This is a genomic window from Brevibacterium sp. p3-SID960, from assembly GCF_025144725.1.
Lineage (GTDB): Bacteria > Actinomycetota > Actinomycetes > Actinomycetales > Brevibacteriaceae > Brevibacterium.
The window spans coordinates 94708-116022 of record NZ_JALXKS010000001.1 but is presented as its reverse complement, the minus strand read 5'-3'; the positions used below and the strand labels follow the sequence as shown (position 1 = coordinate 116022).

The 21315-nt window shown below is 66.7% G+C and carries 20 protein-coding genes; 16 read left to right on the top strand and 4 right to left on the bottom strand.

All coding sequences use genetic code 11. The annotated features are described in order from the left end of the window. Positions 1–124: 124 nt before the first annotated feature. The 3 genes from M3B11_RS00500 to M3B11_RS00490 form a co-directional block, all read right to left on the bottom strand. Complete coding sequence (locus M3B11_RS00500; RefSeq protein WP_259874531.1) at positions 125–2035, bottom strand: BCCT family transporter; 1911 nt, start codon at positions 2033–2035, stop codon at positions 125–127. 169 nt (positions 2036–2204) lie between these two features. Then, positions 2205–2354, bottom strand: a complete 150-nt coding sequence (locus M3B11_RS00495) for a hypothetical protein (RefSeq protein ID WP_259874529.1) — start codon at positions 2352–2354, stop codon at positions 2205–2207. 69 nt (positions 2355–2423) lie between these two features. Next, positions 2424–2873 carry a flavodoxin family protein gene (locus tag M3B11_RS00490; protein WP_259874527.1) on the bottom strand — a complete coding sequence of 150 codons (450 nt, stop codon included), beginning with the start codon at positions 2871–2873 and terminating at the stop codon, positions 2424–2426. Positions 2874–2942: 69 nt separating this feature from the next. On the opposite strand from M3B11_RS00490, the gene M3B11_RS00485 reads away from it, so the two are divergent. Together M3B11_RS00485 and M3B11_RS00480 are read left to right on the top strand one after the other, a co-directional pair. After that, positions 2943–3863, top strand: coding sequence for a Sir2 family NAD-dependent protein deacetylase (locus M3B11_RS00485; RefSeq protein ID WP_259874526.1), 921 nt, complete (start codon positions 2943–2945; stop codon positions 3861–3863). Then, positions 3860–4684 carry a TIGR03085 family metal-binding protein gene (locus tag M3B11_RS00480; protein ID WP_259874524.1) on the top strand — a complete coding sequence of 275 codons (825 nt, stop codon included), beginning with the start codon at positions 3860–3862 and terminating at the stop codon, positions 4682–4684. Before M3B11_RS00485 ends, M3B11_RS00480 begins: the two co-directional genes overlap by 4 nt. On the opposite strand, the gene M3B11_RS00475 is transcribed toward M3B11_RS00480, so the two are convergent. Then, positions 4685–4978 (bottom strand): hypothetical protein, encoded by a 294-nt coding sequence (locus tag M3B11_RS00475; protein WP_259874522.1) that lies wholly within the window; start codon positions 4976–4978, stop codon positions 4685–4687. It lies immediately after the preceding gene. 192 nt (positions 4979–5170) lie between these two features. On the opposite strand from M3B11_RS00475, the gene M3B11_RS00470 reads away from it, so the two are divergent. The 14 genes from M3B11_RS00470 to M3B11_RS00405 all read left to right on the top strand — a co-directional run bounded on the left by M3B11_RS00470 (position 5171) and on the right by M3B11_RS00405 (position 21289). Further along, a complete protein-coding gene (locus M3B11_RS00470; RefSeq protein WP_259874520.1) occupies positions 5171–8494 on the top strand; it encodes a DNA polymerase III subunit gamma and tau in 3324 nt (1107 codons plus the stop codon). Further along, on the top strand, positions 8491–9099 hold the full coding sequence (gene recR, locus M3B11_RS00465) for a recombination mediator RecR (RefSeq protein WP_259874518.1): 609 nt from the start codon (positions 8491–8493) through the stop codon (positions 9097–9099). The genes M3B11_RS00470 and recR overlap by 4 nt, the downstream gene beginning before the upstream one ends. Positions 9100–9413: 314 nt before the next feature. Then, positions 9414–10046: a hypothetical protein gene (locus M3B11_RS00460; protein ID WP_259874516.1), complete on the top strand. Its 633-nt coding sequence runs from the start codon at positions 9414–9416 to the stop codon at positions 10044–10046. After that, the gene (locus M3B11_RS00455; RefSeq protein WP_165884519.1) at positions 10046–10288 is read left to right on the top strand and encodes a helix-turn-helix transcriptional regulator; all 243 of its coding nucleotides are present in this window, start codon (positions 10046–10048) and stop codon (positions 10286–10288) included. Before M3B11_RS00460 ends, M3B11_RS00455 begins: the two co-directional genes overlap by 1 nt. A gap of 230 nt (positions 10289–10518) precedes the next feature. Then, the gene (locus M3B11_RS00450; RefSeq protein WP_259874514.1) at positions 10519–11823 is read left to right on the top strand and encodes an aspartate kinase; all 1305 of its coding nucleotides are present in this window, start codon (positions 10519–10521) and stop codon (positions 11821–11823) included. Next, entirely contained in the window at positions 11820–12860 is a 1041-nt protein-coding gene (locus M3B11_RS00445; RefSeq protein ID WP_259874512.1) for an aspartate-semialdehyde dehydrogenase, read from the top strand. The genes M3B11_RS00450 and M3B11_RS00445 overlap by 4 nt, the downstream gene beginning before the upstream one ends. A gap of 351 nt (positions 12861–13211) precedes the next feature. Then, positions 13212–14240, top strand: a complete 1029-nt coding sequence (locus M3B11_RS00440) for a metal ABC transporter solute-binding protein, Zn/Mn family (RefSeq protein WP_259874510.1) — start codon at positions 13212–13214, stop codon at positions 14238–14240. Beyond that, on the top strand, positions 14164–15066 hold the full coding sequence (locus M3B11_RS00435; protein ID WP_259874508.1) for a metal ABC transporter ATP-binding protein: 903 nt from the start codon (positions 14164–14166) through the stop codon (positions 15064–15066). Before M3B11_RS00440 ends, M3B11_RS00435 begins: the two co-directional genes overlap by 77 nt. A gap of 14 nt (positions 15067–15080) precedes the next feature. Further along, entirely contained in the window at positions 15081–16037 is a 957-nt protein-coding gene (locus tag M3B11_RS00430) for a metal ABC transporter permease (protein WP_259874506.1), read from the top strand. 31 nt (positions 16038–16068) lie between these two features. After that, entirely contained in the window at positions 16069–16974 is a 906-nt protein-coding gene (locus M3B11_RS00425) for a metallophosphoesterase (protein ID WP_259874504.1), read from the top strand. Between the two features lie 200 nt (positions 16975–17174). Further along, complete coding sequence (locus tag M3B11_RS00420) at positions 17175–19487, top strand: transglycosylase domain-containing protein (protein WP_259874502.1); 2313 nt, start codon at positions 17175–17177, stop codon at positions 19485–19487. Between the two features lie 167 nt (positions 19488–19654). After that, complete coding sequence (locus M3B11_RS00415; protein ID WP_165884527.1) at positions 19655–19810, top strand: hypothetical protein; 156 nt, start codon at positions 19655–19657, stop codon at positions 19808–19810. A gap of 11 nt (positions 19811–19821) precedes the next feature. After that, positions 19822–20307 carry a RidA family protein gene (locus tag M3B11_RS00410; RefSeq protein ID WP_259874500.1) on the top strand — a complete coding sequence of 162 codons (486 nt, stop codon included), beginning with the start codon at positions 19822–19824 and terminating at the stop codon, positions 20305–20307. 22 nt (positions 20308–20329) lie between these two features. Then, on the top strand, positions 20330–21289 hold the full coding sequence (locus M3B11_RS00405; RefSeq protein WP_259874498.1) for a hypothetical protein: 960 nt from the start codon (positions 20330–20332) through the stop codon (positions 21287–21289). Positions 21290–21315 lie beyond the last annotated feature (26 nt).

The window sequence follows — 21315 nt, the reverse complement described above, 5'->3', positions numbered from 1 at the left end:
GCTCATCTGCGATGCCCTGCTGGGAGGCCTACGACACTGAGCCGAGGCCGGGCACCACGACGCCCCGCACAGCCGGAACTGTGCGGGGCATGCTGCGTCGATCGCGCAGGTCAGCTCACGGAGCTCACCGTCCGCCCGGCTGCTGAGGGCTGGCCTCACCGGCCCGGCGGGCGACATCGGACTGCCCACGATCGTCTCGGCGGGTGAAGAGATTCTTTGTCGCTGAGAGCCGGTAGTCGATGCGGTTGTCGACGCGGTGATCGACCTTGTCGCCGAGCACATCGTCGAATTCATCAGTGAGGTACTCCGACATCTGCTTGCTCTCGATGATGCGCTTGATCGCGACCTGGCGGGCGTCTTCCTTGCGGAAGGCCCGCACTGTGGCCAGCGCGATGAGGATGAGCACGACTGAGAACGGCAGCGCTGTGGCAAGGGATGCCGCTTGCAGCGCCTCCAGACCGCCTGCCAGCAGCAGACCGATGGCGATGGCGCCTTCGAGCACGCAGAAGAGGATGCGCGACCACAGCGGTGGGTTCGGGTGTCCGCCGGAGGCGAGCATGTCGACGACGAGCGATCCGGAGTCCGATGAGGTGATGAAGAAGACCGTCACCAGGATGATCGCCAGGACGGACATGATCGCACCCATCGGCAGCCCGGAGAGCACGTCGAACAGCGCCTTCTCAGCGACCACGCCCTCCTCCGGGTCGACGAGTCCGCCGGAGCCGAACAGCTCCTGGTGGATGCCGGTGCCGCCGAGCACGGAGAACCAGAAGAAGCCGACGAGCGAGGGCACCACGAGCACACCGGCGATGAATTCGCGCACGGTGCGCCCACGCGAGATCCGGGCGATGAACACGCCGACGAAGGGCGCCCAGGAGATCCACCAGCCCCAGTAGAAGAGCGTCCAGGCCGAATTCCACTCTGCGCCCTCAGCGCCGGTGAAGGCACCGGCATCGAAGGTGAGGTTGAAGAAGTTTGCCAGGTACACACCGAGGGACTCGATGAAGTTCTCGAACAGGAACAGCGTCGGCCCGAGCATGAGCACGGCGATGAGCAGCAGGCCGGCGACGGACAGGTTGATGTTCGACAGCCACTTGATGCCTGCGCCCACACCTGAGACCACCGACAGGGTGGCCAGGAACGTGATGCCGGTGATGAGGATGATGAGGAAGGTGTTGTCGACGGTGTCGACGATGCCGATCTCCTGCAGACCCGAGGAGATCTGCTGGACGCCCAGGCCCAGTGAGGTGGCGATGCCGAACACGGTGCCGAACACGGCGAGGATGTCGATGAGATCACCGGCCCAGCCGCGCACGCGGTCGCCGAGGAGGGGCTCGAGTGCCCAGCGGATCGAGACCGGGCGGCCGCGGCGGTGGATGGCGTAGGCCAGCGCAAGACCGATGACGGCATAGATCGACCACGGGTGCAGTCCCCAGTGGATGAACGTCTGCGCCATCGCCAGATGCTGCTGCTCGACTCCGTCGGTCGGCCAGCCAGGTTTGGGCGTGGTCGTCGCATAGGTCAGCGGCTCGCCGACGCCGTAGAACACCAGGCCGATGCCCATACCGGCAGCGAACAGCATCGCAAACCACGACAGCAGCCCGAACTCCGGCTCCTCGCCGTCGTCTCCAAGCCGGATCTTGCCGAACTTCGAGATCCCGATGCCGATCGAGAAGAACACGAACCCGCCGATGACGAGCATGTAATACCAGCCGAGGTTGTTCACGATCCAGCTCTGGGTGGCTGTGAGCACCGCGCCGGTGGTGTCCTGGAAGACGATCGCCAGGATCGCGATGAGGCCGATGAGGATGATCGACGGCCAGAACACCGCCGGGGCGATGAGCCCCTTCTTGTTGATCCGGACGCCTTGGGCGACGAGCTTCGCAGCGATCCGCGAATCGGCGTCCTCATCCTCGATCTGCAGGTGGTCCGGCAGTCGCAGCTCCTCGGCTTCCTGCACCTCGTCGCGCAGATGGTCGGGGGCCGCGTGGACGGTCGCTGTGCTGCGATCCTGTCCGGTGTTGTCGTCAGTCATCACTGTGGTTCTTTCCGTGTTGTCAGCGTGTCTGCGTATCGAATTCCGTCACTTACCTTCTCGGATTGCCCCAGCAGCGGCAAGTTCTCCTGGCAGTCCAGTGATGTTCCTCATATGTCGCGGCCTGGTTTCAAGGATAGCGTGCCGGCCATCTGCCACTCGTCCGATCTCAGCGGCGCTGCTGGGCATCGTCGGCGCACTCGCCGTCGGCGGACTGGCCGGACTCATCCCGGCCCTCGTCGCCACCCGCATCCGGATCATCGACGCGATCCGCACCCGGCTCGGTCATCGCCTCGGGCACGGCTCCGACCACTGCCACAGGCGCGGCTCCGACCATCGCCTCAGGCGCGGCTCCGACCACTGCCACAGGCGCGGCCCAGCGTCCGCCTCACATCACGGTCGCGGCAACCGTGGCAGCCATCTCGGTGACCTGCTCGAGATGCTCCTCACCGACCCCGCCGGTGAAGGTGACCGGCTCGAAGGCCTTCTCCCACCCGAATCCGCTGGTGATCGCCTCCATCGCCTTCTCGGCACCCGTTGTGTCGTAGCCGCCGTGGATCCAGTAGGAGAACGGCCGCCCGGCGGTCTGCTCGCGGGTCCCGTAGTAGGTGGTATCGAAGAAGTGCTTGAGGGCACCGGAGATGTAGCCGAAGTTCGCCGTCGTCCCGAGCACATAGGCATCAGCTGCGAGCACATCTTCTGCTGTCGCCTCCAGGGCGGCGCGCTCTATGACCTCGACGCCTTCGAGTTCGGGCATATTCAGCCCCTCCCGCGCAGCCGCAGCGAGCTTCTCAGTCGCTGGAGAGGGCGAATGGTGGACGAGCAGCACACGTGCCATACCTCCACTGTAGCGAGCACCGCGCCCGAGGTGAATGCTCGGTTTGCGCGGATCGATAGACTGCCGTGCATGGCAGTCATCCGCGATCCGCTGCGCGGCGCGCGCACTCCGCAGCCGAGTCACAGCGACGAGCAGATCGCCGCAGTCATCGCCGAGCTGGCAGACACTGCGCCGGCTGGTGAGCACCCGTGGACGGTGCTCACCGGAGCCGGAATGAGCACCGATTCCGGCATCCCCGACTACCGCGGTCCCGGCTCCCCGCGCAGGACTCCGATGACCTACCAGGCCTTTCTGTCGCATCCGCGCCAGCGCGCCCGGTACTGGGCGCGCAGCTGGGTCGGCTACCCCCGGATGCGCCTGGCCGAACCGAACCGCGGGCACGAACTCCTCGCCCGCCTCGGGCTCGGACCGCTCATCACGCAGAACGTCGATGGACTGCACATCGCCGCCGGCTCCGATCCGGTCATCGAGCTGCACGGCAGCCTCGCCCGGGTGGTGTGCCTGCAGTGCCGGCGGATCTTCGACCGCAGCTGGCTGCAGGAGGAGATGACGGCGCTGAATCCCGGCTTCGGCGAGCAGCTCGAGGTCGACCTGGCCGATATCGAGACCGCTCCCGACGGCGACGTCGAACTCGATGAGACCGCCGGGTTCCGCTACCCGGACTGCCCGATCTGCCGCGGCATCCTCAAACCCGATGTCGTGTACTTCGGCGAATCCGTCCCGCGTGAGCGCGTCGAGGCCGCCACCGCCGCCGTCGACGCCGGGTCAGGGCTGCTTGTGGCCGGCAGTTCGCTGGCGGTGCACTCGGGACTGCGGTTCGTCCGTCGGGCGGCCAAGGCCGGCAAGCCGATCGTCATTGTCACCGACGGTCCGACGCGCGGCGATGACCTCGCCGATTACCGCTCCACCAGTCGCATAGCGGACTTTCTGCAGACACTCAGCGAGAAATGTGGACGCCCCCGCACAGCAGACGGCAGACTGAGTCTATGAGGAAGAACTACGCACGCGACGAACGGCTCAGCCTTGCTGCGCTGATGTTCGATGTCGGCCCGGACGCACCCACCCTGTGTGAGGGATGGACGGTGCGGGATCTGGCAGTTCACCTCGTCATCCGCGACCGTCGGCCCTTCGCGCTGCCGGGCAACGCCTCCCCGCAGCTGGCCGAGCGCTTCCCGTCGCTGGATCGGTACAAAACCTCGGTCGAGACGGAATTCACCGAGATGCCGTTCGAGCAGCTCGTCGGTCTCATGGCGGAGGGCGCGCCGATCTGGTCGCCGGCGAAGTTGTCGTCGGTCGACCGGTTGATGAACACCGCGGAGTTCCTCGTCCACCACGAGGACGTCCGCCGGGCCGCCGATGACTGGCAGCCGCGCAGCCTGTCATGGGACATGCAGATGAGTGTGTGGCCGCTGCTGAAGATGCTCGCGCTGCCCCAGGCTCTCTCAATCGGCAAGCACCTGATCTTCGACGCTCCTGGGTTCGCCGGCACCACCGCCGGGCCCAAGACCAAGGGCATCATGAAGATCACCGGCAAGCCGCTGGAGATCCTGCTGTGGGCTTACGGCCGCAAGGACCATGCGATCGTCGAGGTCGAGGAGTTCGACCCGCCTGAGGGAACCGATCCCGAGGCGGCAGACGATGTGCGGACCGGTACCCTTCCCGTCGTAGAGCCGTGTCCAGGCGACGTGAGTGCCGACGGCCGTGACGACAGCGAGCACGGTGACACTGCCGGGAGCGGTGATGCTGCCGGGAGCGGTGATGCTGCCGGGAGCGGTGATGCTGCCGGGAGCGGTGATGCTGCCGGGCGCTGATCAGCGCTCGGGCAGCTGATCCTCCGGGCCGTGCGGGCCCCACAGGTCGCGTGGGCTCGTCGCGTCGTGGTCGCCTGTCGCGCTGGCTGGATCGGTCTCGCCCGCAACCGGCGCCGCACCTCCCGCGCTGTCCCGCTCTTGCTGGAGCCGACGCTGCTCCTCAGCGTGCATGCGCGCGCCGATATAGGAATTCGGCCGGTTCATCGTCCGGTAGATGAGGTATCCGCCGCCGAAGAGCGCGATGAAGAAGAAGGCGATGACAATGAGCACCGCCAGAAGCTGCGGCTCATCCATCTTTCGGCCTCCTGACCTGGGGAGAAGAGAACGCGGTTCGGAAGTATGCGCCCTGCGGTGCACGGGCGCCGTTCCGCCACCATGGTGCCACACCTCGTCCTCTGCGCAGCATCCGACCCAGCCACCGCCTCGGGAGCGGGGATCTACAGCGTCAGCTGAGCGATGTCCGCGGTTCGCAGTAGGGTAGGGGATGTGTCTACTGCACTGTACCGCCGCTACCGCCCGGAGACTTTCGATGAGGTCATCGGCCAGGACCATGTGGTCACCCCGCTCATGGCCGCGATCGCCAATGACCGCATCAACCATGCCTATCTGTTCTCGGGTCCGCGCGGCTGCGGCAAGACCACCTCAGCGCGCATCCTCGCCCGCTGCCTCAATTGTGTTGAGGGCCCGACCGCGCAGCCGTGCGGGCAGTGCCCCAGCTGCCGCGATCTCGCCAACGACGGCCCCGGCTCACTCGACGTCGTCGAGATCGACGCAGCCAGCCACAACGGTGTCGATGACGCTCGTGACCTGCGCGAACGCGCTGTCTACGCCCCTGCCCGTGACCGGTTCAAGGTCTTCATCCTCGATGAGGCGCACATGGTCACCCCGCAGGGATTCAACGCCCTGCTCAAGCTCGTCGAGGAGCCGCCGGCGCATGTGAAGTTCGTCTTCGCGACCACCGAGCCGGAGAAGGTCATCGGAACCATCCGCTCGCGCACGCACCACTACCCCTTCCGGCTCGTCCCACCCGAGGTGCTCACCGGCTATCTCGACGAGCTGTGCACGCGGGAGAACGTGCCGGTCTCCAAAGGTGTGCTGCCATTGGTCGTGCGCGCCGGCGGCGGATCCGTGCGCGATTCGCTCTCCGTGCTCGACCAGCTCATGGCCGGCGCCGGAGCTGATGGCGTCGACTACCACACGGCGATCGCACTGCTGGGCTATACACCCGATTCGCTGCTCGGCGACATCGTCGATGCATTCTCCGCCGGGGACGGCGCGGCTGTGTTCCGGGTCGTCGACCGCGTCATCGAGTCCGGTCAGGATCCCCGCCGGTTCGTCGAGGATCTGCTGGAGCGGTTTCGCGACCTGGTCGTCGTCGGTGCCGCTCCCGAGGCGGCGGCCTCGTTCCTGCCGGAGGTCCCGGCTGATCGGCTGGAGCGTCTCGTCCAGCAGGCCCGGTCGTTCGGGCAGGCGGAGCTGTCGCGAGCAGCCGATCTGTTCAATACGGGGCTGTCGGAGATGACCGGTGCGACCTCGCCGAGACTGCAGCTCGAGCTCATCTGTGCGCGCGTGCTGCTGCCGGCTTCCGAGAAGTCCCGGCGCTCGACTCTCAGCCGCGTCGAGCGGATCGAACGCCGCATCGGCATGAGCGGCACCGGAACCCTGCCACCCGGAGCTGTTCCGGCTGCCGCATCCGAGGGCAGTGAGACGGGTGCCGTCGAAACAGGTGCGGGCGGAACCGGCAGCACGGCTGGAAGCGGTGCCGCAGCTGGTGCTGCTGCTGGAACTGGCGTGCCGACCGACAGCGGGCAGCCGGCGAAGCCAGCACCTGCACGCAGCGTCGACGACGATCTCGACGAGTTCGCAGCCGCTGCCGCAGCTGCCGAATCCATGCTCAGCGACGAACCAGACGCAGACAATGCTGCAGAATCCGGTACAGCTGCAGCTGACACGTGGGCGCCCGAGCCGACTGCATCTGAGTCGCCTGCGCCTGAGGCTGTCGCATCCGAGGCGGCCGCGCCTGAACGTGCCGCATCTGAACCGGCTGCCCCCGCTGCCCCGAGCGCCGCGAAATCGGCAGCTCCTGCAGTCGCAGACGCCACCCAGCAATCCCAGCCGCAGCCATCTGCCCGGCGACAGGATTCCGCCCAGCGCGAGCAAGCAGGATCGCACGCAGGTCCGGCAGCCCAGGCCGCGCAGCCGACGCAGGCGCAGGGCTCGCAGCAGCCCTCCCAGCCTCAGCCCGGATCCGGACCGGCACAGCCGCCGACCCCCGCCTCGGGACCGGGGCAGCCAGGAGCGGAGATCGATGCGATCCGCCGCGCCTGGCCCGACATCCTCGACGCGCTCGGCCGCACAGCGAAGCTTGCCCGCGCGATCGTAAGCAACAGCGCGGTGCCCTACGGATTCGCCGACGGAGTCTTCTACCTCGGATTCGACAACCCCGGCGCTCTCAACTCCTTCAACCGCGGCAACAACGCCCAGAAGCTCAGCGAAGCGCTCAACGATGTGCTCGGGATCCACGCCCGCGTCGAGGTCGGACCTGCGACTGGAAACGTGCCCGGCGGCCACAGCGACGGCGCACCAGCAGCCAATCCAGGTAGCCCCGGTGGGGGAGGCGGCGCGCCGCAGCAAGCCCGCGCGCCCGAACAGCAGAGCACGGTCAACCGCCCGCGACCCACGCGGGAGGAAATCGACTCCGTCGTCGGCCCCCGCGAGGCTGACCGCGAGCCGATCGACCATGAGCGCTTCTGGCAGAGCCCCGGCGATACGGCAGCTGCCGAATCCGCTGAGGACGATGCGGAGGAAGGGCAAAGTCTAGACCAGCCCGCAGCTGAGACCCCCGCCACCGCTGGCGAGAAGCCGGACGCAGCGCAGCCCGGACCGGAACCTCAGCAGCGCTCTGAGCGCCAGGCGCCGGTCGCCCACGATGTCGAAGAGCCTGACGACGGGCCCGAACCGCCGCCGGAGGACGACTACTACGCCGGTGCCGCGGCCGGAGATCCCTACGAGGACGGCGGAGATCCCTACGAGACAGACACGAGTGCAGGCTCAGGTGCTGTCGACATGCCCGCAGTCGTGGTGCCGCCGCCGGCGGCCATCGACGATGAGTCTGAGGCATCCGGTGCCGACCGAGACCACCCTGAGACGACCGACGCTGAGGGCTCCGCCCCAGCCGATCTTGGTGAGACCGCAGCCCAGAACGCACCGCCGACCGGCAGTGCGGCTGGCGGTGACGATGACCTTGACTTCCTCGGTGCCTACGCCGACCCGAGCATCGCCTTCACCACCAACGATGGCCCCGACGCCCCGCTGCCGAAAGGTGAGCAGCCGGCGGAATCAGCCAACCCGTATGCCAGCTATGCGCAGCGCTTCGCCCAACGCGCCCAGCAGAACGGCAACGGCAGAACCCCCGGCCACGGCGCGCACTCCGGGGCTCCCGGACAGCCAGCCCATACCTCGGGACCGGCCCACACCTCGGGACCGGCCCACACCTCGGGACCGGCCCACACCTCGGGACCGGCCCACACCTCGGGACCGGCCCACACCTCGGGGCCGGCCGACGGCTTGGGGCCGGCCGACGCCTCAGGCCCAGGACCGGCAGCCGAGAGCGGAGGCGCACCGGCACGCACCGCGAACGGCGACGGGCCAGCGGTCCAGGACCGGCAGACCGACACCGGCCGACCCGATGAGGGATACGAGGACTTCGACCCCGATACGGATATGGACATCACCGAGGCCCCGGACGTCGGCGTGCCCGTCGTTGAGCGCATCCTCGGCGGTGTCGTGATCGAGGAGACCGACGCATGAGCATGCTCTACGAAGGCGCCCTGCAGGACCTGGTCGACGAGTTCGGCAAACTTCCGGGCATCGGCCCGAAGTCCGCCCAGCGCCTGGCGTTCCACATCCTGCAGAGTCCCACCGAGGACGTCTCCGGGCTGGCTCGCGCGCTGACCGAGGTGAAGAAGCGGGTGAAGTTCTGCGAGACCTGCGGCAATGTCGCAGAGGACACCGAATGTGTCATCTGCAAGGACCCCCGTCGTGACCAGAGCGTCATCTGCGTGGTCGAAGAGCCCAAGGACGTCGTCGCCATCGAACGCACCCGCGAGTTCCGCGGGCTCTACCACGTCCTCGGCGGCGCGATCGACCCGATGGCCGGCGTCGGCCCCGATGAGCTGCGCATCAAGAGCCTGCTGCCGCGCCTGCAGAGCGGGGAGGTCACCGAATGCGTCATCGCCACCGACCCGAACCTCGAAGGCGAGGCGACAGCGACCTACCTCGTGCGTCTGCTCTCCAGCCTCGGCATCACCGTCAGCCGCCTGGCCTCCGGGCTGCCGGTCGGCGGTGACCTCGAATACGCCGACGAGGTCACCCTCGGCCGCGCCTTCGAAGGCCGCCGGCCCGTCGCCCAGTGACACCAGGGGCCCAGTGACACCAGGGGCCCAGTGACACCAGGGGCCCAGCCGCAACGGGCGCTGAGCGACAGCAGAAGCTCAGCGCCGGAGCGGGCGCAGCAGCCCCAGCAGACCCGCACGCACAGCCCAGCCCGGCCGGAACCCCGTCCGGGCTGAACTTCTTTTCCGGGGCCTCACCAGGCACAACGCGATTTATCGACTATCGATATGCCCCAGGCTCTTGACTCCTTATCGAGACTCGAGAAACATATTGATTACCGATATATCGAAAGTCGATAAACAGCGAAGGCAGCCCCCGATGAATGGAGAATCCCATGAACACCCAGGGCACACCGCAGAACACAGCACCCGCAACCACCGCCGGCCGCCGCAAGAGCCGCGGAGGCCTGGAACTTCTCAGCCTCATGGCCCTGGCCGTCATCCTCGTCAACGCCGTGACCGGCATCGTGCGGGCGATCATCTCCCATGAGCTCACGGTCTCCCTCGAACTGCCGGACCAGACCGAAGGCCTCATCCCCGGCCTCCCGGCCCGTGCCGACGGAATGATGAGCTTCGTCATCCCCTTCGACGAGCTCAGCGCCTGGGCGATCACCCACGTTCTTATCGCGCAGGTCCTCCTCGTCCTCGGCACCCTCGCCGCAGGCTGGTACCTCAGCCGGGTCATCAGCGTCTTCGCCGAAGGCAAGCCGTTGTCGCAGCGGGCCTCGCGCGACCTGAGCATCGCCTTCTGGATCGCCTTCGGCACCGGAGTGGCCGTCGGGCTCAACCTCATGCTCGGCGGCAACCTCGTGACCCGCGACCTCGACATCTTCGAGGCCGGCTTCGACAACGGCGTCACCACGATGGGCACCTTCGTCTGGCTCGGCGTCCTCGGCCTCATCCAGGTCTTCCGCCAGGCGCTGCTGCGCGGCCAGCGTGCCGAGGATGAGCTCGAAGGAGTCATCTGATGAGCAGCGAGACCACCACCCGCGCGGTGCGCTGCCACCTCGATGAGCTGCTCACCGCCCGCGGCAAGACCCTGACCGAACTGGCGAACGAGGTGGGCGTGACACTGGCCAATCTCTCGGTGCTCAAGAACAACCGCGCTAAGGCCATCCGCTACACCACTCTCGTGGCCCTGTGCGACGCGCTGGACTGCCAGCCCGGTGATCTCTTCACCGTCGCCGAGGTGCCGGTTCCGGCCAGCTGACCTGTCCCCTCGCGGCAGCGGAAGCTCCGCCTCGGGACCGGCGCGCAACCGAAGACCCAGCCCCCGCCTCGGGGCCGGTGCACCCCTCGAGTACCCCGCCCCCGCCTGAGGTGCGGCAGGCCCCGTCATCGTCCAGATGGCGGGGCCCGCCGTTGTGTGCACAGGCCGGTGTTTACAATGGGCCGAGGCGTTGGGAGCAACGCGACTGTACCCGGACGAAAGTGATTGCTGTGAGCCTAGTTGTGCAGAAGTTCGGCGGATCCTCCGTGGCCGATGCCGACTCCGTCAAGCGCGTGGCCAAGCGGATCGTCGAATACCGCCAGGCCGGCCATGATGTTGTCGTCGTGGTCTCGGCGATGGGTGACAGCACCGATGACCTCATCGATCTGGCCAAGGAGATCTCCCCGGTCCCGCCTGCCCGCGAACTCGACATGCTGCTGACTGCCGGCGAGCGGATCTCGATGGCCGTGCTCGCCATGGCGATCGCCAACCTCGGCTACCACGCGCAGTCCTTCACCGGCTCGCAGGCCGGCGTCATCACCGACGAGTCCTTCGGCAAGGCCCGCATCATCGACGTCACCCCCGGGCGCATCCGCTCCGCCCTCGACGACGGCAACGTCGCGATCGTCGCCGGATTCCAAGGCGTGTCCCAGACGACGAAGAACATCACGACGCTGGGCCGCGGCGGCTCGGACACGACCGCCGTCGCCCTCGCCGCAGCACTCGAAGCCGATGTATGCGAGATCTACTCCGACGTCGACGGCGTCTTCACCGCCGACCCGCGCATCGTGCCGAGCGCGCACAAGATCAGCATCATCAGCTACGAGGAGATGCTGGAGATGGCCGCCTCGGGCGCGAAGATCCTGATGCTGCGCTGCGTCGAGTACGCCCGCCGCTACCGGGTCCCCGTCCACGTGCGCTCCTCGTTCTCCCAGCACCAGGGTACCTGGGTGACCGATGCGCCCATTCCCGAGGCGTTCCGCACCGCACAGACAGAAGAAACGGAAGAGAACATGGAACAGGCAATCATCTCCGGTGTCGCGCACGACCGTTCGGAGGCCAAGCTCACGATCGTCGGCGTGCCCGACATCCCGGGCAAGGCAGCCGAGATCTTCCGTACGGTCGCCCGGCAGGAGATCGACATCGACATGATCGTGCAGAACATCTCGACCCGCGATCCCGGCCGCACCGACATCTCCTTCACCCTCCCGATGGACGACGGGGCGAAGGCCATCGAGGCACTTGAAGTCGCCAAGGCGAGCGTCGGCTTCGACCACATCCAGTACGACGACCAGATCGGCAAGCTCTCCGTCGTCGGCGCGGGCATGCGCTCGCACCCGGGTGTCACCGCGACGCTGTTCGACGCGCTGGCCGACGCCCACATCAACATCGACATGATCTCCACCTCGGAGATCCGCATCAGCGTCGTCACGAACGCCGAGCTGCTCGACGACGCGGTGCGCGCAGCCCACACCGCCTACGGCCTCGACGCCGAGGACACCGAAGCGATCGTATACGGAGGTACCGGACGATGAAGGCACTCAACATCGGCGTCGTCGGCGCCACCGGCCAGGTCGGCGAGGTCATGCGCGACCTCTTGGCAGATGATCCCGGCTTCGAGATCGCCTCGATCCGGTTCTTCGCCTCGGCGCGCTCGGCCGGCCGCGAACTCGACTTCGCCGGGCAGACCGTCGTTGTCGAAGACGCCGCGACCGCAGACCCCACCGGCCTCGACGTCGCTCTGTTCTCCGCCGGCGGGGCCACTTCCCGGGCGCAGGCGGCGCGCTTCGCCGAGGCCGGGGTGACGGTCATCGACAACTCCTCGGCCTTCCGCGCCGATCCTCAGGTGCCGCTTGTCGTCAGCGAGGTCAATCCTGAAGCCATCAACGACATCCCCAAGGGCATCATCGCCAACCCCAACTGCACGACGATGGCCGCGATGCCGGTCATCAAGGCCCTGCACGACGCCGCCGGGCTGGAGCGCATGACCGTAGCGACCTACCAGGCGGTCTCCGGCTCCGGGCTGGCTGGGGTCGACGAGCTTGCCGGGCAGGCGCGCGCCGTCATCGACGATGCCGAGCGGCTTGTGCGCAACGGCGCGGCCGTCGACTTCCCCGCTGCCGAGGTGTATACGGCTCCCATCGCGTTCAACGTTCTGCCGATGGCCGGGTCGATCGTCGACGACGGCGAAGGTGAGACAGACGAGGAGAAGAAGCTGCGCAACGAGAGCCGCAAGATCCTCGGGCTGCCTGAGCTGCGGGTGGCTGGGACGTGTGTGCGCGTGCCGGTGTTCTCCGGTCACAGCCTCGCTGTGCATGCCGAGTTCGCCCGTGAGATCACCCCGGAAGCCGCTCGCGAGGTGCTCGCTGACGCCCCCGGCGTCGAGCTGGCCGATGTGCCGACTCCGCTGGGAGCCGCCGGCCGCGATGCCAGCTTCGTCGGCCGCATCCGCGCCGATCAGTCGGCACCTGAAGGGCGCGGTCTCGTGCTGTTCATCTCGAACGACAACCTGCGCAAGGGCGCAGCGCTCAACACCGTGCAGATCGCCCGCCTTATCGCCGAACGCGGCTGACACGACAGACAGCCGCAAAGGCGGCTGTCGTCACCGTGACTGGCCGCACGACGGCTATCGGCCCGGCGGTTGTCAGCACGGCGGCTGTCTGCGCAGGGGATTCAGTCCTCGCGGCTGTCTGCGGGCGGGAGCTCCTGACCGCAGCAGCCGCATGCGGTGGACGCAGCCATCTGCATGCAGTGCATGCGCGCGCGTGGGACGCTCGCGCATGATGCCCGTCTGAACGGCGGAACGCACAGATGAATGGCATCTCAGAACCATAAAGAAATTGCAATAGATCCATTAGTGATGAGTTGATGTGTAGGAGTAACGTTCGACGAGATCGACAATCTTCGCCTGGAAAGGTGTCTTATGCGCTCGCTCCGCACTCCTGTACTTGCGGGTCTCGCCGCTGGTTCCCTCGTCGCGCTGGCCGGCTGCGGTGGTTCCGACAGCTCCGCTGAGGCCAGCGAGGGCTTCACCGTTGTGACCTCCACCAACGTGTACGCCGACATCGTCAAGCATGTCGCCGGTGACGCAGCTGAGGTGACGCCGGTCATCGATGATCCGACGCAGGATCCCCACGACTACGAGGCCACCGCTCAGGACCAGCTCAAGCTGTCGAAGGCCGATATGGTCGTCGTCAACGGCGGCGGTTATGACGCCTTCATGACGGCGATGCTCGAAGCCGCTGATCACAAGCCGGCCGTCGTCGACACCGTGGCCATCTCGAGCCTGCCGGGCTCCGACGGTGGGGCCAACGAGCCGCACGACCACGACCACGGCGATGAAGACAGCCACGATCACGGCACCGAGGACGCCCACGACCACGATGAAGAGGGCCACGATCACGACCATGACCACGGCGCCTTCAATGAGCACGTCTGGTACTCCGTGCCGACGATGACGAATCTCGTCGACGAAGTCTCCTCGAAGCTGAGCGACGAGCTGCCGGACAGCGCCGACGACATCAAGAAGAACGCCGAGGACTACAAGACCGAACTCGGCAAGCTGCAGTCCCAGCTCGACGAGGCGAAGTCCGAGCACGACGGTGAGAAGGCTGCGGCCACTGAGCCGATCGCTCTGTGGCTCTTCCACGACATGGGTATCGACAACATCACCTCCCAGGACTTCCTCTCTGCCGTTGAACACGGCGACGATGTGCCGCCTCTGGTGCTGAAGAAGGCCAAGGAGCAGATCGCAAACAAGGAAGTCGTCGTCCTGGCCTACAATTCGCAGAACGCCGGTCCGCAGGCCGACGAACTGAAGAAGACCGCCGAAAGCGCCGGTGTGCCGGTCGTGGATCTGGCGGAGACCATGGACAATGACGAGAAGTACATCGACTGGATGGGCGGCTGCATCACGGACGTCCAGGAAGCGCTGGCAGGTCACGATCACTGATTCCGATTCACACAGCACCAACCCGGTCCTCGAGCTCAGCGACGCACAGCTGCGCTTCGGGGACCGGGTGCTGTGGCACAACCTCAACATCGACGTCGAGCCCGGCGAGTTCATCGCCATCCTCGGCCCCAACGGCTGCGGCAAGACCTCCCTGCTCAAGGTGCTCCTCGGGCAGTATCAGCTGTATTCCGGCACGGCCCGCGTCAACGGCCACCGCGCCCGACGCGGCGACCCGGACATCGGCTACGTCCCCCAGCAGCGCGGCATCGACGACGACACCCCGATGCGCGGCCGCGACCTCGTGCGCATGGGACTCGACGGCCACCGCTGGGGACCGGGCTGGTTCTCCCGCTCCCGCAGCCAGAAGGTCGACGCGCTGCTCGAAGAGGTCGGCGCCCAGACCTATGCCGACTCCCCGGTCGGAATGCTCTCCGGCGGCGAACTCCAGCGCCTGCGCGTCGCGCAGGCTCTCGGCTCGGATCCGCACCTGCTGCTGTGCGATGAGCCGCTGCTGCACCTCGATATGACCCATCAGCGGCTCGTCGCCCGCCTGCTGCACGAGAAGCGCCAGGCCCGCCGGACTGCGATCCTCTTCGTCACCCATGAGATCAACCCGATCCTGCCCTACGTCGACCGGGTCCTCTACATCGCCGGCGGACACTTCCTCGTCGGCACCCCAGACGACGTCATCAACTCCGCGGCGCTCAGCGAGCTCTACGGCTCACCGATCGACGTCGTGCGCGCCGGCGGGCGCATCGTCATCGTCGGCAGCGACTCCGACCATCACCCGATCCATCACGCCGAGCCCTCGGCCGGGGCGATCTGAGGAGCGCAGGCACCATGACTCATCTGGCAGCGAACATCCTCACCGAGTACTTCACGTTCGAAAACTACGGCGAGCTCATCGTGCTGCTGCAGAACTCCCTGTTCGCAGCCGCACTGCTCGGCGTGGTCGGCGGCCTCATCAGCGTCTTCGTCATGGCCCGCGACATTCCGTTCGCCGTCCACGGCGTCGCCGAACTCTCCTTCGCCGGAGCCTCCTTCGCGCTTCTCATCAGCTTCGACGTCGTCTACGGTTCGATCATCGGCTCACTCGCTGCAGCCCTGCTCATCGGCATCGGCGGTGCACGCAGCAGTGAGAAGAACACCATCACCGGCGTCCTCATGCCCTTCGGCCTCGGCCTCGGCATCCTCTTCCTCGCCCTCTACGACGGCCGCGCGGCGAACAAGTTCGGACTGCTCACCGGCCAGATCGTGGCGATCAACCCTAGCCAGATCCGCACGCTCGTCATCTGCGCGGTCGTCGTCCTCGTCGTCCTCCTCATCATCTGGCGCCCACTCACCTTCGCCAGCATCGACCCGGCCGTGGCCCGCGCGAAGGGCGTTCCGGTCACCGCGCTCACGATCATCTTCATGCTCGCCCTCGGGCTGGCCGTCGCGCTGTCCGTCCAGGTCGTCGGCGTGCTCCTCGTCCTCGCTCTGCTCGTCACCCCGGCGGCAGCCGCCACCCAGATCTCGGCCTCCCCGGTCCTCGTGCCGGTCCTGTCGACGCTGTTCGCCGTCATCTCCTCGGTGGGCGGCATCCTCATCGCGCTCGGCTCACCGGTCGTGCCGATCAGCCCCTTCGTCACGACCATCAGCTTCCTCATCTACCTCATCTGCCGCCTCATCGGCCACCGCCGCAAATCCCGCCACACCCGCGCGCGGATCCGCCGTGAAGCCGATGTCCACCGTCACCCCTCGCTGGTGAGCACCGCTGGCGAGGCGAGGGACGCCTCGGGCACGGACACTCGCTGACCTGTCCGCGGTTGCCGCTAGGATGGGGCAGATGAATCGAACGCTCGCCACTACTCTCGCGGCAGCCGGGGCCGTGTCCGCGGCCGGGCTGGCCGGGGCTGTCTGGGCTGCCGGAATCGAACCGGCGCTGTTCCGCATCCGCCGCAGCACTGTGCCCGTGCTGCCGCCGGGGGCCGAGGACCTGCGCGTCCTCCACATCTCCGACCTGCACCTGTGCGCGTGGCAGAAGCGGAAGATGGCGTTCGTCTCGCAGCTGGTCGAGCTCGAGCCCGACCTCATAGTCAACACCGGTGACAACCTCGCCGCCCCGATGCTCGAGCGGCTGCTGGAGGTCTACGATGAGCTCCTCGACGTTCCCGGGGTGTTCGTTCTCGGGTCGAACGACTTCTTCGCCCCGCAGCTGAAGAACCCGCTGCGCTATCTCGGCGCACCCTCAGAGGTGAAGCATTCGAAGAAGAATGCGACCCTGCCGACGATGGAGCTCGTCGACGCCTTCGCTGAGCGCGGCTGGGCCATCCTCGACAACCGCGGCTCCGAGATCGAGCTACGCGGCACCCGCCTGGCCTTCGCCGGCACAGGAGATGCGCACATGAACCGCGACCGGATCGATGAGGAATGGCCGCGCTTCGACGACCCGACCGCCGATGTGCGCATCGGCGTCACCCATGCCCCGTACCTGCGCGTGCTCGATGCCTTCGCCGCCGCCGAAGCGGACCTCGCCTTCGCCGGTCACACGCACGGCGGGCAGGTGTGCGTGCCCTTCTACGGTGCGCTGGTGACGAACTGCGACCTGCCGGCCCGGCACGCCAAGGGCACCTTCGACTACCACGGCATGACGGTCAATGTCTCGGCCGGGCTCGGGTTCTCGCCGTTCGCCCCAGTGCGCTTCGCGTGCCCACCGGAGGTCTCCCTCATCACCCTGACCGCCCGCAGCTGAGGCCATCTGGGCCTTCCGCATCCGACCGTGCGGGCCATCTGGGCCTTCCGCATCCGACCGTGCGGGCCATCTGGGCTTTCCGCATCCGACCGTGCGGGCCAGGAGGGGCGTCGGCCGCCCCACTTGGACTCCCGTGATTCCCAGGTTCATTTGGCGAATGCTGAGGGAATCGACTTGCGCTCTTCGTTAAAATGATCCGCATGGTGTCATCTGTCTCAGAATCCCCGAACAAGGTCGCGGCGCTGTTCCAGTTCATCGCCGTCAGCGTCATCGCCGGCGTTGTCGGTGCAGGACTGGCGATCCCCTCCGTCGGCGTTGCGTCGATGGGAGCCGACGCCGGCGTGGAGCTTTTCAGCGCGCTGCCTGCCGAGCTCGACGAGCGCCCGCTCGCCGAGCAGTCCCGCATGCTCGCCTCTGATGGCTCGGAGATCGCGACCTTCTACTGGCAGAACCGCAAGGAAGTCGCCCTCGAGGATGTCTCCGAGCAGATGCAGCAGGCGACTGTGGCCGTTGAGGATGAGCGCTTCTTCGAACACGGCGGTGTCGACCTGCAGGGCATCGCCCGCGCAGTGGTGTACAACCTGCTATCCGATGACACTCAGGGCGGTTCGACACTGACGCAGCAGTACGTCAAGAACGTGCTGAGCGAGAACGCCAACGCTGAGGACGAGAGCAACCGCGAAGCGATCGAAGAGGCGACCGAGAGCTCAGGTGCAGCCGGATACGCCCGCAAACTCCGCGAGGCGAAGCTGGCTGCGGCTGTGGAGAACAAGTACAGCAAGCACGAGATCCTCAACCGCTACCTCAACATCAACAACTACTCAGGCACCCCGCGCGTCTACGGTGTTGAAGCCGCGGCTCAGCGCTACTGGGGCATCCCGGCGAAGGACCTGAATATCCAGCAGGCCGCCACACTGGCCGGCATCGTGAAGAACCCGGCTGCCTACAATCCGCAGACCAAGCCGGAGAACGCCATCGAACGCCGCAACACCGTGCTCGGGCTCATGCACAAGCAGGGCAAGATCACGCAGGAGGAGTACGACGAAGCGCGCAACTCCGATCTCGAACTCGACATTCACGAGACCCCCAACGGATGCGCGGCTGCCGGCAACAAGGGCTACTTCTGCGATTACGTCCAGCGTATCGTGGAGAACGACCCGATCTTCGGTGAGACGAAGGAGGAGCGCCGCAACCTGCTGCAGCGCGGCGGCCTGACGATCAAGACGACGCTCGACCCGAAGATGCAGAACGAAGCCGACAAGGCCGTGAAGAAGCAGGTTCCGGTCGGCGACCCCTCCGGTGCCGGTCACACCGTCGTCTCCGTCGAGCCTGGTTCTGGCAAGGTGCTCTCGATGGCGCAGAACCGCAACTACACGGCGTCGGAGGGCGAGAAGGGCTCCGACACCCAGATCAACTTCAACGTCGACAACTCCCACAACGGCGCCAACGGCTTCCAGGTGGGTTCGACGTGGAAGCCGTTCGTCCTGACCGAATGGCTCAAGGAGGGCAAGACCCTCGGCTCGACGGTCAACGCGACCAAACGCGAGTACGCCGCCGGGTCATGGAAGTACCGTGGGTGCGACAACAACGGGGCGAAGTGGAACCCGAACAACGCCGGCGACGGCGGTGGCAGCTCCGCGATGACCGCACTCGACGCCACCCGCAAGTCCGTCAACACCGGTTATGCGGCCATGGCCAACCAGCTCGACATGTGCGGGATCATGAAGACCGCCACCGACCTGGGCGTCAAGTACGGCAACGGATCGCCCCTGGACACGAAGCTCCAGGACGGCACGACCGACGCACTCAAGCCCGCCTCGGTGCTGGGCATCGTGCAGGTCGCGCCGATCGACATGGCCAGCGCATACGCAGTGTTTGCCTCTGGCGGCACCTACTGCCGCCCGACCCCCATCACCGAGATCACCGATTCCGAAGGTGAGAAGGTCGACGTGCCGAAGGCCGACTGCAAGAAGGTGCTCGAGAAGAATGTCGCCGGCTCGGTTGCCTGGGCGCTTTCGCAGACGTTCAACGGCGGCACCACCTCCTCGCTGCGGATCGGCGCCCCGGCTGGTGCAAAGACCGGTACGACGAACTTCGAAGTCGGTTCGACCTGGCTCGTCGGCTTCACCCGGAAGATCTCGACTGCGGTGTGGACCGGTCATCCGGACAAGAACATGGACTGGCGAAAGAACAGCAAGGGCAAGGTCCGCGGCCGGATCTACGGTGCGACCATCTCCGGCAAGACCTGGCAGTCCTACATGAGCAAGGCCGTCAAGGAGACGAAGGGCAACACCGGATTCTCCCGCCCGTCTGGCACCAAGTCCGAAAGCAGCTCCAAGTCCGGTGGCAGCCGCAGCGGAAACAACGGCGGCGGCAACCGCGGCGGAGGCGGTAGCAATAACGGCGGCGGAGGCGGCGGTAACAATGGCGGCGGCAACGGCGGCGGAGATGGCGGCGGCAACAACGACGGCGACGGTGGTGGCGATGACGAGCCGCCATCGCTCGGCGGCTGACGTCTGATGCTGGCTGAGGCGGTGCAGGAACACATTTCCTGCACTGCCTGCCCACACCTCGGGAACGGAGCCCACACCTCGGAAGCGGAGCCCACACCTCGGAAGCGGTAGCCGCGTGTGAGGCGGCTGAACTAGGCTGAAGGCAGTCGAACAGAAAGGGCTCGCACATGCAGAAGTGGGAGTACGTCACCGTACCGCTCATCGTCCACGCAACGAAGCAGATCCTCGATCAGTGGGGCGAAGACGGGTATGAGCTCGTCCAGGTCATCCCTGGTCCCGACGGCAACGGTCTCGTGGCCTACCTCAAGCGCCCGAAGGCATAAGGAGACGACAGATGGCACGCATTGAACAGCAGCTGGACAAGCTCGGAGTCGAACTTCCCGAGGTGGCGAAGCCTGCGGGTGTGTATGTCCCGGCCGTGCGGTCAGGTGACTACGTGTACACCTCCGGGCAGCTCCCGTTCGTCAATGGTGAGCTCAAGGTGACCGGCAAGCTCGGCGGCGGGGTGAGCATTGAGGACGGCTATGAGGCGGCCAAGCTCGCTGCCGTCAACGGACTGGCCGCGGTCAAGGCCGTCATCGGCGACCTCGACGAGGTCGAGCAGATCGTCAAGGTCACCGGATTCGTCAACTCGGCAGCCGACTTCGCCGACCACCCGAAGGTCATCAACGGCGCCTCGGAGTTCCTCGGTGAGGTCTTCGGCGCTCGCGGTGAGCACGCCCGCAGCGCCGTCGGCGTGGCCGCGCTGCCGATGGATACCCCGGTCGAGGTGGAGATGATCGTCAAGGTGCGGCCACCTGAGGCGAAGCCGGGTTTGTGACCACCTGGCTTTCGGAGACTCCGTGAGTCCCCACCGTCTGACACGGCATCGCCCGGCGCGAGAACTTCCGGTTTCGCAGCAGCTGTCCCATCTGCTCAACCTGTTCGCGTCGGGCGAGACCGTGCCCACCCCCTCGGTGCCGATCCCAGCCGCGGCTGTCGTCTGCGTGCGCGACACCCCTGGAGGCATCCAGGTGTTCGTCACGCGGCAGGCTGATGCGCCAGGACTGACCGATAAGAACCGCTGGGCATTCCCATCGGCGGAACTGCATCCCGAGGACATTCATCATCTGCCGCTGGCAGTCTGGGATGCGCACAAGTGCGCGCGGGTGCTGCGGATGGACAACACCACCAAGGCGCTCAACTACTTCGCTACTGCCGCACGTGCGGCACTGGAACTGCTCGGTGTGCTGCTGGCCGAGGATGTCGACGGGCGGATCATCTCGTCGACGGATACCCCGCTGTGGGAGGACAGCCGACATAAGCTGGTGACCGGCAGGGCGCGGCTCGGGCAGCTCGTCGCTGAGCGCGATCTCAAGATGCGCCTGGACCTGCTCTCGCCGTGGATGCGGTGGGTGAACACGCCCTGGCAGCTGCGCCGCCACGACACGATCTTCTTCATCTGCGCTGTGCCGCACGGGCAGACCGTCTCGTTCCGATCGGTCAACGAATCGTGGGGTGGGTGGATGGCTCCGGCGCAGGTGCTGGAGAACGCCGACCCCGAGCATGCCGAGTACATCCCTGCTGCCACGCGGCTGGTGTGTGAGAGCCTCGCCCAGACGCCGACAGTCGGTTCAGCGATGGCGCGGGTGCGCGATGTCTCGCCGATCCTGCCGGAGATCGTCCGGCACGACGACCAGTGGTGGGTCTCGCTGTCCGATCGGGCTGACCCTTCGGAGCGCGGACGCATCCGAGACGTCGGCAAGGTCGTGACGGAATCCGATCTGGAGAAGAGCTCGGGACTGTTCGGCGCCGAGAGCTGACGCTGGTGGAGCCGACGTATCGGCGC

Excerpts from the sequence above, each read along its gene's own strand:
- recR (WP_259874518.1), top strand. The coding sequence starts at position 8,491 with ATGAGCATGCTCTACGAAGGCGCCCTGCAGGACCTGGTCGACGAGTTC.
- M3B11_RS00430 (WP_259874506.1), top strand. The coding sequence starts at position 15,081 with ATGACTCATCTGGCAGCGAACATCCTCACCGAGTACTTCACGTTCGAA.
- M3B11_RS00415 (WP_165884527.1), top strand. The coding sequence starts at position 19,655 with ATGCAGAAGTGGGAGTACGTCACCGTACCGCTCATCGTCCACGCAACG.
- M3B11_RS00480 (WP_259874524.1), top strand. The coding sequence starts at position 3,860 with ATGAGGAAGAACTACGCACGCGACGAACGGCTCAGCCTTGCTGCGCTG.
- M3B11_RS00410 (WP_259874500.1), top strand. The coding sequence starts at position 19,822 with ATGGCACGCATTGAACAGCAGCTGGACAAGCTCGGAGTCGAACTTCCC.
- M3B11_RS00440 (WP_259874510.1), top strand. The coding sequence starts at position 13,212 with ATGCGCTCGCTCCGCACTCCTGTACTTGCGGGTCTCGCCGCTGGTTCC.
- M3B11_RS00460 (WP_259874516.1), top strand. The coding sequence starts at position 9,414 with ATGAACACCCAGGGCACACCGCAGAACACAGCACCCGCAACCACCGCC.
- M3B11_RS00475 (WP_259874522.1), bottom strand. The coding sequence starts at position 4,978 with ATGGATGAGCCGCAGCTTCTGGCGGTGCTCATTGTCATCGCCTTCTTC.
- M3B11_RS00490 (WP_259874527.1), bottom strand. The coding sequence starts at position 2,873 with ATGGCACGTGTGCTGCTCGTCCACCATTCGCCCTCTCCAGCGACTGAG.
- M3B11_RS00455 (WP_165884519.1), top strand. The coding sequence starts at position 10,046 with ATGAGCAGCGAGACCACCACCCGCGCGGTGCGCTGCCACCTCGATGAG.
- M3B11_RS00435 (WP_259874508.1), top strand. The coding sequence starts at position 14,164 with ATGACGAGAAGTACATCGACTGGATGGGCGGCTGCATCACGGACGTCC.
- M3B11_RS00500 (WP_259874531.1), bottom strand. The coding sequence starts at position 2,035 with ATGACTGACGACAACACCGGACAGGATCGCAGCACAGCGACCGTCCAC.
- M3B11_RS00445 (WP_259874512.1), top strand. The coding sequence starts at position 11,820 with ATGAAGGCACTCAACATCGGCGTCGTCGGCGCCACCGGCCAGGTCGGC.
- M3B11_RS00420 (WP_259874502.1), top strand. The coding sequence starts at position 17,175 with ATGGTGTCATCTGTCTCAGAATCCCCGAACAAGGTCGCGGCGCTGTTC.
- M3B11_RS00485 (WP_259874526.1), top strand. The coding sequence starts at position 2,943 with ATGGCAGTCATCCGCGATCCGCTGCGCGGCGCGCGCACTCCGCAGCCG.
- M3B11_RS00425 (WP_259874504.1), top strand. The coding sequence starts at position 16,069 with ATGAATCGAACGCTCGCCACTACTCTCGCGGCAGCCGGGGCCGTGTCC.